This window comes from Methanohalophilus levihalophilus (assembly GCF_017874375.1).
GTDB classification, from domain to species: domain Archaea; phylum Halobacteriota; class Methanosarcinia; order Methanosarcinales; family Methanosarcinaceae; genus Methanohalophilus; species Methanohalophilus levihalophilus.
In genome coordinates, this window is sequence record NZ_JAGGLK010000002.1 from 1 (window position 1) to 13,109 (window position 13,109).

Annotated in this window: 11 protein-coding genes; 7 read left to right on the plus strand and 4 right to left on the minus strand. The window is 44.2% G+C overall.

Annotated features, from left to right (window positions below):
* Nucleotides 1-818: 818 nt before the first annotated feature.
* The 5 genes from J2755_RS03640 (at nt 819) to J2755_RS03660 (ending at nt 7,122) form a co-directional block, all read left to right on the plus strand.
* Nucleotides 819-2,318: a 2-isopropylmalate synthase gene (locus tag J2755_RS03640; RefSeq protein WP_209679915.1), complete on the plus strand. Its 1,500-nt coding sequence runs from the start codon at nt 819-821 to the stop codon at nt 2,316-2,318.
* A 7-nt stretch (nt 2,319-2,325) separates the two neighbouring features.
* Nucleotides 2,326-3,084, plus strand: coding sequence for a TatD family hydrolase (locus J2755_RS03645; RefSeq protein WP_209679917.1), 759 nt, complete (start codon nt 2,326-2,328; stop codon nt 3,082-3,084).
* Nucleotides 3,085-3,096: 12 nt separating this feature from the next.
* Nucleotides 3,097-3,732, plus strand: coding sequence for an MBL fold metallo-hydrolase (locus tag J2755_RS03650; protein ID WP_209679920.1), 636 nt, complete (start codon nt 3,097-3,099; stop codon nt 3,730-3,732).
* A 9-nt stretch (nt 3,733-3,741) separates the two neighbouring features.
* On the plus strand, nt 3,742-5,571 hold the full coding sequence (locus tag J2755_RS03655; RefSeq protein ID WP_209679924.1) for a YgiQ family radical SAM protein: 1,830 nt from the start codon (nt 3,742-3,744) through the stop codon (nt 5,569-5,571).
* Between the two features lie 90 nt (nt 5,572-5,661).
* On the plus strand, nt 5,662-7,122 hold the full coding sequence (locus tag J2755_RS03660) for a hybrid sensor histidine kinase/response regulator (RefSeq protein ID WP_209679926.1): 1,461 nt from the start codon (nt 5,662-5,664) through the stop codon (nt 7,120-7,122).
* Here J2755_RS03660 and J2755_RS03665 read toward each other — a convergent pair.
* On the minus strand, nt 7,117-8,148 hold the full coding sequence (locus tag J2755_RS03665) for a (Fe-S)-binding protein (RefSeq protein WP_209679928.1): 1,032 nt from the start codon (nt 8,146-8,148) through the stop codon (nt 7,117-7,119). The two genes, J2755_RS03660 and J2755_RS03665, sit on opposite strands and share 6 nt — an antisense overlap.
* Entirely contained in the window at nt 8,148-9,527 is a 1,380-nt protein-coding gene (locus J2755_RS03670; RefSeq protein ID WP_209679930.1) for an FAD-binding oxidoreductase, read from the minus strand. The genes J2755_RS03665 and J2755_RS03670 overlap by 1 nt, the downstream gene beginning before the upstream one ends.
* Nucleotides 9,528-9,612: 85 nt before the next feature.
* Here J2755_RS03670 and arcS point away from each other — a divergent pair, with 85 nt between their 5' ends.
* Both arcS and rimI read left to right on the plus strand, forming a co-directional pair.
* The gene (gene arcS / locus J2755_RS03675; protein WP_209679945.1) at nt 9,613-11,445 is read left to right on the plus strand and encodes an archaeosine synthase subunit alpha; all 1,833 of its coding nucleotides are present in this window, start codon (nt 9,613-9,615) and stop codon (nt 11,443-11,445) included.
* A 24-nt stretch (nt 11,446-11,469) separates the two neighbouring features.
* Nucleotides 11,470-11,952, plus strand: coding sequence for a ribosomal protein S18-alanine N-acetyltransferase (gene rimI / locus J2755_RS03680; protein WP_209679948.1), 483 nt, complete (start codon nt 11,470-11,472; stop codon nt 11,950-11,952).
* Here rimI and J2755_RS03685 read toward each other — a convergent pair.
* Nucleotides 11,946-12,233, minus strand: coding sequence for a UPF0058 family protein (locus J2755_RS03685; protein ID WP_209679951.1), 288 nt, complete (start codon nt 12,231-12,233; stop codon nt 11,946-11,948). The genes rimI and J2755_RS03685 overlap by 7 nt on opposite strands.
* Nucleotides 12,234-12,455: 222 nt before the next feature.
* Entirely contained in the window at nt 12,456-13,058 is a 603-nt protein-coding gene (locus tag J2755_RS03690; protein ID WP_209679954.1) for a diacylglycerol/polyprenol kinase family protein, read from the minus strand.
* Nucleotides 13,059-13,109 lie beyond the last annotated feature (51 nt).

Genomic DNA, 13,109 nt, shown 5'->3' on the forward strand with positions numbered 1-13,109 from the left:
TGGCTTAATCGAACACCGATAGCAGTAACCTCTGGCAGGATCAACCAGAATTTACTATTACACACATTAAGATATTTGGTCAATTAAGGAATTGTCAGGGAGCAATACACAATGGTATTGCAGCCCTGCACAATGTTATTCCATTAATTCTGTTTCAATACCGAGTCAGAATTAATCGAACTGCCATATCACTAGTCAGACAGAATATAACTCCTGTCTCCATAAATTTGATATCAGAAGGTGATATTCCCGCAATGATATGCGAGAGATGATGGATAGTAAAGATCATATATAAGAGTTTCCGTTCCGAAAAACCGGAGCAGAAAATCGTGACGCAGTGCCACATATGATCATCCCATCAGAAGCAGCCCTACAATTGCATAATCGTATATAAACCTTGCGTGCAATTGTCTGCATTTCAATCCCACATACCCAATATTCACCCATTATCCGGAAATATTGAATCAACATGACATCAATTTACGGATTTTTGATGCAGAAAATATCAGATGTAGGGCTACTGAGATTCAAAATAAGAAGAAAATTAGGAACCCACTTCCAAAAACATGCTATTGCCAGGGTGACCACAAAAGGAATCATAAAATGTGTTTTACATTCCACAATAACAATCAAGAGCGGGAAGATTAAATTCAATGATGGCACCACATGAGTCAATTACTCATAACAAAAGCGGCGAATAACTCTTCAGATATCGGACGATTAATGCGCATACCTATTTATATCAGAAATAAGAAAGTAGGCATCGATTATCATGAATGCGAAGATTGAACTGAGGGATCGCTTTTTACAGCGCTGATTTGCTTCGGGACCGACAGATAACCATTTTTGACACAACTCTTCGCGACGGGGAACAAACTCCCGGTGTATCCCTTACTCCTCAGCAAAAAATTGATATTGCCTACCAACTCGACAAGCTTGGTGTCGATATCATAGAAGCTGGTTTTCCTATTGCTTCCGAAGGAGACAGGGAATCGGTACGTTCCATCGCCGCTGCGGGGCTGCCTTCAACAATGGTCTGCGGTTTGGCTCGCGTACTTTCAAAAGACATAGATACCTGCATAGATGTAGGTGTCGACATGGTGCACACCTTTGTATCCACCTCGGATATCCAGAGAATACACACCATTAAGAAAAGTCGCGAGGAAGTACTGGACATGGCAGTAAATGCCGTGGATCAAATCAAGGATAGTGGCATCAAATGCATGTTTTCTGCCATGGATGCAACAAGGACTGATCTTGATTACCTTATACAAATATTCAAAGCGGTTGAAGATGCCAAGTGTGACATAATCAATGTACCTGATACTGTTGGCGTAATGGCACCATCCGGCATGTACAACCTTATCAAGAACATCAATGACGAAATCAATATTCCAATTGATACACATTGCCACAATGACTTCGGACTGGCAGTTGCCAACAGCCTCATGGCAGTCGAGGCTGGTGCAAGCCAGGCACAGGTTACCATTAATGGCCTCGGGGAAAGAGCAGGAAATGCAGACCTCGCTGAGACTGTAATGAGTTTGCAATCAATATACGGAGCAAGAACCAATATCAATACCGAGTATATTGTGGAAACTGCCCGGTTGGTTGAAAGATACACAGGAATCGCTATTCCTGCACATACGCCTGTTGTTGGCGAAAATGCCTTTGCCCATGAATCAGGAATCCATACACATGGAGTTCTTGAGAAGAGCGATACATTCGAACCGGGTATCATGACGCCAGAAATGGTAGGTCATACCCGAAGGATTGTACTGGGCAAACACGCAGGAAAGCATGCCATAAGGAAGTCTCTTGAATCTGCAAACCTTGAACCTACAGATGAGCAACTTAACCTCATTATTGAAAGGGTAAAGGAAATTGCAGACAAAGGCAAGAAGATGACCGATGCAGATCTTTATGCGATTGCTTTTGCTGTGATGGGTAAGCCACAGGGTAAACCAGTCATCGATCTTAAGGAAGTCTCCGTGATGACAGGCAACATAACAACTCCTACCGCAGTGGTGAAAGCCATTGTGGACGGAGAGGAAAGAGTTGCCTCCGATGTTGGAATCGGACCAGTTGATGCAGCGCTTAATGCCGTTTATGAGATTTCTGGCAAGCATACGGGCATCAAAATCCACGATTTCAGGATTGAAGCCGTAACCGGCGGTTCTGATGCAGTTGCAGAAGTCATAATTGGAGTGCAGGATGAAAGGGGACGCATGGTTACCGCAAGAGCGGCAAACGCAGACATCGTCCTCGCTTCCGTGGAAGCCCTCGTAACATCTATTAACATGCTTCTCCAAACCTAAGAGAAGCATGTTTTCTTCTATTATTGATTCTCATTGCCACCTCGATTTCCCTAAATTCAGCAAAGACCGGGATGAAGCAATTTCCCGGGCAAGGGAAGCCGGAGTGGAAGCGATGATTAACTCCGGAATAGATTTCAAGACAAACCTGTCCAGCTTGCGTCTTGCAGAACAATACGATTTTATTTATGCGACCGCCGGACTTAGTCCTTCTGTTGCATCCACAAAGGACGATGAAAGAATCGGAGAAGTCCTGAAACAGCTTTCTGAGCTAGGAGAAAAAGTAATAGGAATCGGGGAAGCAGGGTTGGATTACTATCACTACAAGGAATTGGGGCAGCGCCAAAAACAGAAGGAAACGTTTGAAAAAGTCATTGAAATTGCCGATGGGTTCGGGAAACCTCTCATTATCCACGGACGAGATGCGGAAGACGAATGTTTTGAGATGTCGAAGAATCTGGAAACTGTTGTTTTTCATTGCTATGGAGGAAGCCTTGAAACAATGGAAAAAATTGCCGATGCCGGACATTACATTTCGATCCCGACCCTTGTCTGTTTCTCAGAACACCATCAGGAAATCGCAAAGAGTGTCCCGCAGGAATTAATGATCATTGAAACCGACAGCCCTTACCTTTCCCCAAGGAAAGGACGAAATGAACCTGCATACCTTGCGGATTCCCTTGAAGTAATTGCCAAGCTTCGCGGCATTACAGCAGAAGAGGTCGCAACCATTACAACAAAAAACACCAGGAAAGCTTTCAAAATATGAAGGAGGGGAAAAATGGAAGTAACCAAATTCACCACATCACAATATAATGCCAATTCATACCTCGTTAACGGTAAAATCCTGATTGACACAAGCATCGATACAGAACGGCTTATCAAGTTAATCGAGGAAAAAATCCCAATTGAACAAATCGAGCTAATAATCCTTACACATTGTCATTATGATCATACAGCCTCTGTGCCTGAAATCGTCAAAAAAAGTGGTGCAAAGGTCGGAATCCACAAACTTGACGGGGATTGTGTCATGGATACTGAAAAAAGTGTTTCATACCTTTTCGGCAAAGAAGCTCCCGAAATTGTGGCCAATGAGCTTTATGAGGATGGCGATACAATCGACATTGGAAGTGGAGAAAAACTGAAAATAATCCATACCCCGGGCCATACAAGAGGAGGCATCTGCCTTTATGAAAGAAACTCGAAAAGCCTCTTTTCCGGGGACACGGTTTTTTCATCTGGTGGTTTTGGTAGAACTGATTTCGAAGGGGGTTCCCGGGAAAAAATAACCGAATCCATTGGTAAAATTGCAGAATTGGATGTTGAAACCCTTTACCCGGGACATGGACCTGTCACATCTGAAAATGCAAATCACCATATTCAACTATCACATCGTGCTTCCAGAAGCATGTGGTAAAGTGAAAAAATGAAACAAAAAGACGATAATTCCCGTCCTCTCCCGATGAGCCTGAAGGAAGCTTCCGCCAGAGGCTGGGACAAGCTAGACATCATTATTGTCACGGGGGATGCATATATCGATCATCCTTCCTTCGGCGCTGCAATTATTGGCAGGGTTCTTGAAGACAAAGGCTTACGTGTGGGAATAATCGCCCAGCCGACCTGGGAAAATACCGAGGATTTCCGGAAACTGGGTGAACCAGAACTGTTCTTTGCAGTAACAGCAGGAAACGTCGATTCAATGGTGTCGAATTATACACCGTCCCTGAAGCCCCGGAAAAAGGACATGTATTCCCCGGGAGGAAAGCCGGGAAGGCGCCCTGACAGAACTACAATTGTCTATTCCAATCGCATTCATGAAGCATATCCGGGTGTTCCTATTGTTATAGGGGGAATTGAAGCATCACTAAGGCGGTTTTCCCACTATGATTTCCAATCGGATAAAGTTCGACAGTCCTTACTGGCCGATGCTCCGGCCGACATCCTGATTTTCGGCATGGGTGAATTGCAGACAACTGAACTGGCGGAGAGGATGAGGGAAGGGGGAGACATCCACCAGATCCGTGATGTTCCAGGGACAATGTGGAAAATTCCTCCAAAACAATGGCGAGATATACCCCATGAAAATATTGTGGCCTTGCCTTCCTACAAAGAGGTTGTTGATGAAGACAACGCATTTGCAAAAGCCTTTGCAACCATCCACAGAGAACAGGATCCAATCCGTGGAAGTGCACTGGCACAGCCACACCCGAAGACTGTCGTAGTCCAGAACCCGCCTGCCAGATCCCTGACACAGGAAGAGCTCGATCACGTTTATGAGCTCCCGTTCACCAGAAAACCGCATCCATCTTACAAAGAACCAATACCGGCCATGGAAACCGTGAGATTTTCCCTTACCACCCACAGAGGATGTTTTGGTTCCTGCTCCTTCTGTGCAATAACATATCATCAGGGCCGGATGATCAGTTCGCGAAGCATTGGTTCAATCCTGAGGGAAGCAGAAATCCTGACGAAAATGAAAGAGTTCAAGGGAATCATTACAGGAGTCGGCGGGCCCACTGCTAACATGTATGGAATGAAGTGCAAGAAGTGGGATAAACAAGGGGCATGTTCCGCTAAAAACTGCCTTTACCCTGACATTTGCCCGTCACTTGATACCGATCATAGTGCAACCATGAAGCTCCTGACACAGCTTCGCAAAATGCCCGATGTACGCAAGGTCTTCGTAGGATATGGAATCCGACATGATCTTGCCCTTGAAAGCCCGGAGTATATGGAACTATTGTGCAGGCATCACATCAGCGGAAGATTGACTGTAGCGCCTGAAAGCTACAGCCCGGAAACCACTCAGCTTATGAGAAAACCCGCAAAGGAAGTCTTTGAGGAGTTCAACGAATTGTTCACTAAAACCAATAAAAAACTCAACAAGAAACAATATCTGTTGACATATCTTATGTCCGGACACCCCGGATGTGACTTTAGTGATATGGCAGACACTGCCGAATATATCCGGGACACAGGCCTTTATACAGAACAGGTGCAGGATTTCACACCCACGCCAATGACCGCTTCCACATGCATGTATCACACAGGCATTGATCCTTTTACCGGAAAAAAAGTGAAAGTTGTGAAGGGAAGAAGGGACAAGAAAATAATGCGCTCAATGCTCCACTACCGGGAACCAAGAAACCGCAATCTGGTTTATGAAGGGCTCGAAAAGGCCGGAAGATTGGACCTTGTGGGAAATAGCCGGGATTGTTTAATACAAAAGAAAAAACCTCAGTCAAAAAGGAAATGATTTTTCTTCCTTCAAAAACAGTAACGGTTACTGTTATATAGAATTGTGAATAACTGAAAAAATAGCTAGAATGCCCTTTCCGGAGAAAATATGACCACCCAAAAACAGGCATCCATTTTGGTTGTAGATGACGAACCTGTCAATGTGGAGCTAATGGAAGCCATCCTTGGTGAGGATTACAATATCCAGAAAGCATATTCCGGCACCGACGCTTTTCAAGCCATCGAATCGGAAAAACCCGATCTTATTTTGCTTGACATCATGATGCCTGACATCAGCGGTCACGAAGTTTGTGCCAGATTGAGACAGGAAGAAGATACGAAAATAATTCCTGTGGTTATGATAACCGCTTTGCAGGACAAAAATGAGAAAATAAAAGGCCTTGAAAATGGCGCTGATGATTTTCTTACAAAGCCAGTTAATGCCGTTGCATTAAGAGCAAGAATACGCACACTCTTGAAAGTAAAAAAGCTTCAGGAAGATATTTACCAGGAGCGAAACCTTGCAAGAAAGTATATTGACGTAATCGGATCAGTCATGCTGATTCTGGATAAAGATCTCAATATCCAGCTTGCAAACCAGAAATCTAACCGGGTTTTTGGATCTGATCCCGGCAAACTAAATGGATTGAACCTCGTCGATACATTTATTCCTGAAAATGAGAAGGATAAGATTCGGGCATGGATGTCTGATTTTTCCGGAAAAATGAAATCTGAGTTCATTGAAACGTTCATAACAAGCAAAGATGGGGAAAAGAAGCTGCTCCGATGGAGAATGGCAACTCTTCATGAGAACACAGGCGAGATAAAGGAGATAGTGCTTTCTGCAGAAGATATCACTGCCCAGAAAGATACCGAAAAGCGCCTTTTAGAAGCGAATCGTGAACTTGAAACCATCGACCAGATTAAAAATGATTTCATTGCGAACATGAGCCATGAGTTAAGAACACCATTAATCCCCATAAAAGGATTCAGTGAACTATTGTATCAGGAAAGATTAGGTGACTTAAACGAAAAACAAAAAAGCATCGCCGGATCAATAGCCAGGAATACATATATCCTCCAAAAGTTAATAGAATCCCTATTCTATATCACAAATGATATTCGTAAGACGATAAAGTATTCTTCAAGCCCGCTTGATATCAAGAAGATAGTTCGGAATACAATCGATGATATCTCAGTTCATTTTGAGAAAAAACAGCTTACTCCTGTTTTTGAAATGCCTGATGGCCTGCCCCCGGTACGTGGAAATCGCCCTTACCTGGAACGTGTTTTGATGCACCTCTTGGACGATATTATTGACGCAAGTCCACATGACACTAGCATCTCAATTTCGGCTTCCAGGCAGCAAGGCAACATAATAATCCGGATGGAGAATCAGATGGAACCAATGTACATGCTGGTACCTCTTAGGCAAAAGGATATGGCTGGAATCAGCATCTGCAAAGGAATAATTGAAGCTCATAACGGAGAACTTAGCGTCAATGAGGAAAATGGATTTTGTCAGATAACTGTAGCTCTCCCATATCAGCAAAATTCTGGCGCTTTATAATAATTCTACAATATCTATTATCTTCTTTTTACATGCCTGCTCAAGATTGGAGCGGCACAGAGGACACGAAGTCACAAGCAACTCGGCTTCTTCGGGCATTTCACTTATTCTTCTTTCAGCTATTTTCAGGGAGAGATCAGGATATCCACGCCTGACTCCACCACCGCCGCCACAGCAGTGGGATGTTTCGTGATGAGATGCCATTTCAACCAGTGTTGTTGCTTCCTCGATTAATTTCCTTGGAGCATCATAAACGCCACCGCTCCTTCCGAGGTGACAAGGGTCGTGGTAAGAAACAACGAGATCCTGCTTCTTGATATCAAGTGCTTCAATCTTGTCAGCCAGGAATTCAGCCACATGAATTATTTTGAGGTCGTCAGGATAGTATTTCCTGAGAGCTGCATAGCAGCCTGCACAACCGGTGATAATTGTATGAGCACCCATCTCCCTGATCTGCCTGATGTTATGCTCGATAAGTTCGGATGCATCGGAGCCAGTCCTTTCAAGAGGTGATCCGCAGCACACTTCATCGCTGAGGGGGGATACACCATATGGTTTTAAAAGTTCAAATGTTTTCTTCGCAACCTCTGGATAGCGATATGAATTCATGCATCCTACGAAATAAACGTACTCAGCCTTTTCAGGAAGTTCCTGTTCTTCCATCCAGTGCAGACGGGATTTTTCCTCACCTAGAGGATTTCCTTTTTCAATTGTGGTCTCAGCCAAGCCCTTCTGGGCTTCTGTCTGTAGACCTTTCCCTGTAAGCTGCTTGCGTGCACTTTCAACAACCGAAGGAGGAGTTGCACCTGCAGGACACATTTCTTCACACAATCCGCATGTCGTACAGGTAGCAATTGTTTTGATGATACTCTCATCTATTTCCTGACCTTCAAGAATAGCATGAGATATCAAAACACGACCTCTGGCATTTGTGGATTCCCAGCCAAGCTCTTCAAAGACCGGACAGTATGCCCTGCAAGTTCCGCAGTGTACACATTTCAGAACGGTACGCAGATCTTCGGCCATCAGAAATCCTCCAGTCCGAGTTTTCCGGGATTCATAATTCCCTGCGGATCAAGAGCTTTCTTGATAGCAGCCATAACGGGCATTGAGGTTGAATGTTCAGCTTTCATGTATTTCCCGCGGGCAGAGCCGATTCCGTGTTCTGCAGAAACGGTCCCCCCTAATTCAATCGTTTTTTGATAAATCATATCAGCAATTCGGAAGAGTTTCTCCCATTCATCGTCATTGAGCATGTCAATGCTCATTCCGGTATGGAGATTTCCGTCCCCGATATGTCCGTAAATCATAATTGGCATTCCGACTTCCCTGGAAATCGAATGCACGTGTTCAATCATTTCCGGAATGTGTTTGATTGGAACGCCTACATCCTCGCCAACGTACACACGATTCCTTTTTGGGTCCAGACGGGTAATTGCAGCACCTACAACTCTTCTTGCAGCCCAGAGCTTCTCGCTTTCTTCCTCCGTGGAAGCTGCACGAATATCAACTGCAATATCTTTACAGACCTCTTCAACGGTATGGGCAGCATCCTTGACGGCGCCCTCGTTGCCGTCTACTTCCATCATCAACATGTCCCCCGATTCAGGAAGATCAAGTGACGGGTCATAGGCTTTCAGAGCATTAATTGTGGTATTATCAAGAATTTCACATGCAGAGGGAATTACACCCGAAGAAAGGGTTCTTACAACCGCCTCTCCGGCTTTGCTTGCACTTTCAAAGGTGAGTAATATCACCAGACGTGTTCGTGGAAGAGGGTGAATGCGAAGAACAACTTCTGTCATTACGCCGAGAGTTCCTTCCGAACCTACCATGAGTGATGTCAAATCATATCCGGACGCTGTTTTTAGTGTCCTGGAACCTGTCCGTATTATGCTCCCATCAGCGAGCACAACTTCGAGATCAAGCACGTAGCGTGAAGTCGTCCCGTATTTCACAGAACGCATTCCACTGCCGTTATTTGCAATTAGTCCCCCGATTGTACACATCTTGGTGCTTCCCGGGTCAGGGGGAAAGAAAAAACCGTAAGGCTTGAGTGCTTCGTTTAGCTTTGTGTGCACAACACCCGGTTGCAAAGTAACCTGAAGATTATCAATGTCAATATCAAGAATATTGTTCATCCTACTCATGTCAAGCACAATGCCACCCCTAAGCGGCACTGCCCCACCTGCAAGACCGCTACCTGCACCCCTTGTGACAATGGGCATGTTTTCATTTGCAGCAAGTTTCACTATTTCGCTGATTTCATCGGCTGTTTCTGGCCTGACAATGTAATCAGGCATTCCCTTTTCCTGAGAAGCATCACAGGAATAGCAAAGTTTGTCCGATGTGGAATCGCTGACATTCTCATTTCCGACTATATCTCTAAGATTTTGAAGAAGCATATGTTTTTACCTGCGGTTATTCCATGGTAATATTTCGAGTGGGAGTAGAAAACATTTACATCTATATAGCTCTATTCTATGAACCATGAGCAGGTTTTTTGAAGTGCACCAGAGGGAAGGAGCCGGAAGAATCGGCACCCTGATGCTTAAAAGTAAAATTACTACACCCACAATTCTTGATGTTCGCCAGTTTGGGGATCTGGAAAACAGCTCCATAATCTATCCGGGAAATCTCTGGGGAATGCACGGAGTAAAAAACACAACTGCTCTAATGGAAGAAATAAGGGAAAAGGCAGATGACAATGCGCTTATAATTTACCCATCAAGAAGCTACCCACCCGAAATAGCTGAAAAATGTGATCTGTCAAAGCCATCCAATGAGAAAATAGAGGGACCTGTAGGAATTGCATTCAGTGAAGATGACTGCACATTCCCAAAGGATCTCTATATACTGGATGGCGCCGGCACTTTTGATAATAAATCCCGGAAATTGTTTCAGAAAATTGTTGACATCAGAAACAAGATCCCTGAGGATTCTGTTCTGTATGCCCCAAATATTGCAACCCCGGAAAATCTTTCAATGCTCATATTTCTCGGGATTGACGCAGTGGATAATACTCGGGCTCTGGTAGCCGCAGGAAATAACATCTATTTCACACCTGCAGGTGCATTCCATCTGGACAGCCTTACGGAACTCCCATGCGGATGTCCTGCATGCAAGGACCATACTCCTTCAAGCCTTTTGGAACTTGAAGCTGAAGAAAGAAAAACGCTACTTGAAAATCATAACAATACAATTCTTGAATCGGAAATTGCAATCTGCAGGGAGATGATCCGGAAAGGAAGCCTCCGGGAGTACGTTGAGGGCAAATGTCGCAGCCAGCCATGGCTTACCGCTTTACTCAGACATGCCGATTCAGAATATGATTACATCGAATCCCAAACCCCTATTTCACGTCGGGCACCGCTACTGGCCACAACTTCCGAAAGCCTGACCCGCCCGGAGGTCGTACGTTTTGCAAAACGTGTCCAGGAACGCTATGTTCCACCTGAAAAAGACATCCTTCTCCTGCTTCCCTGCTCGGCAAAAAAGCCGTATTCCATATCCCTATCACATTCCAAATTCATCCGTGCCCTTGGAAAGAATCGCAAGTATGTACAGGAACTTATCCTGACATCCCCAATGGGAATTGTACCACGGGAACTCGAGATTGTCTATCCTGCTGCACATTATGATACAACCGTGACCGGGTACTGGGATGCCGAAGAGCAAAAATGGGTGGAAAGTTGTCTGGAGAAATTCCTGGAGAAACATCACTACAAGCACATAATTGCCCATGTCGACGGAGAGTACAGGGAAATCTGTGAGGAAGTTACCCGGAAAACCGGAATTGAATTTGTTTACACAGCCGAAGGAAGTTGCACAACCTCTGCTTCGCTTAAGAAACTGGAAGCTACACTCAATGGCATTGATACCGAACTCTTAAGAAAAGGAGACTGGCGAAAGGATACACTAAGAGCAATTGCAGACTACCAGTTTGGATCTGGTGCTGGAAATCTATTGGTGCAGGAAAGTGACAAAATCAAAGCTCCCTATCCAAAGCATCAGGTTTTTGCAGGCAAGACACAGGTTGCAACCCTTGTTCCCCAATATGGTTTGATGGCGCTTGGACTTGAAGGAGTTAAACGAATAATTGAAATGGGCAATTATATCGTGCACATCGATGATTTTGTTCCCAGGGGTTCAATTCTTGCACCCGGAGTCACGGATGCTGACCCCGACATCCGGCCACTGGATGAAGTTATCGTTGTCGGGGAAAAAGCAATGGGAGTTGGACGTGCTTTTATGAGCGGGAAAGAAATGAAAGAATCCGCCCGTGGAATTGCAGTGGACTTGCGACACGTTAAAAAGCTGTGATTTTAAGCGGATTGGAGGATGCCAGTGCAAATCCGAAATTTCATGGGATCTGATTTTGAACAGATCATCCAGATTGAAATGGAAGCATTTACAGAGCATAATCCCTATATCTATATGAATTTCTACGAGCTGAATCCGGAAGGTTTTTTTGTAGCTGAGGAAAACGGAATCATATACGGATTCGTTATGGGGTATCTAAGCGACGAACTGGAAGGCCGCATATTCTCTCTTGCCGTCCGCAGTGACATCCGGGGAAAAGGAATCGGAACCAGGCTTCTGAGGAGGATATTGAAGGAATTTAGACGTCTTAATTTACAATCTGCTAAACTGGAAGTCAGGGAAAGTAACCTCAAGGCAATTGATCTATACAAGAGAATGGGGTTTTTAGAATGCTGGTGCGAGGCAGGGTATTATTCTGACGGAGAAGATGCGGTTGTTATGAAAAAACGCTTGTTGCCTAAACATCTTCAAAAACCAGAAGTCAGAACCGTTGACAATTTTTACTGATCATCATCCGGCATCCTTCTGCCGGATTTATCCGCAAGTTCCTGCATCCTGACAGAGGTGCGTCCGGGGGAAGAAAATTCATCCTCTGCAATAATGGATGCTAGATGATTTCCGAGAACAAAGATTGCGTGCTTATGCTCCGCCTTGCTGCGATGAATATGAACCGGGCTGATAGCAAGTGAATTGTACTCATCGAAGTCATGGTCTATTCCCTGACTTTCCAGGTACTTCTTTATCTGCGCCATTAAAGTGTGCAGCTGGATCAATTCATCTTTGTGCATGGAGTAACATCCATATCGATACTTATCTAAAGCATTTACTCTGCGAATTGTTTATTGATCTATTTACCAAACCAAATATTGCAGAAAGCTTTATCCTATGTGGAAGATATACTTTTTGCTATTTATTAGTTGCCAGTAACAATACACTTCCAACCATAATAACCAGTAACAGAAGAAAGATTTGGCATTCGCCAAAAATGTTGCTTCCAGGAGAAAAATTACTTACGTCAACCCCGATGTTTTTAGAAATATCATTGCAAATAATGCAGCAAATGGTATTGCAAGATTATCATATTTACAGCAGAAAAGTTCTGTGATCATTCCCGCTGCACAACCCACAACGGCAATTTCACCTGCAAACCAATATCCTATGAAGGATGAAGTTACAAATCCGGCAATTGTACCTTCAAGGGTCTTGGAGCAGCCCTTAATGTAGATTCTTCCGAAAAACCCCACCAGTGCTGCCATGGAATCACCCACAGACAGTACCACTATTGCAACATAGCAGAGAGCTGGTTCAATCCGATATGAAAGCAGGAGTAACAAAAGTACCGATATCGCATAAAGGAACGGATCCAGTGCAAAATTATTCAGTTCACTGGATTTCCAGATTGACTTTGCAAATGGCGTATGCTTGATTCGTGATTTAAGGAGTTCAAGTAGCAAGAAACCGACAAGACTCAAAACCAACAGCATAATTGCAGGAAACTGCCCATAAAAATGTGCAATAAAAGGTAGCGCTACACCACCGATGTGTATTATTTTCCGCAAAGGCTGGTATGTGTTTTGCGAATTCGCTGATTTGCAACTGGACTCTCGGGCCATTAAAACAGAATAAGTTGATACAGATGGATATAAGTTTGGCAGGAATATAAT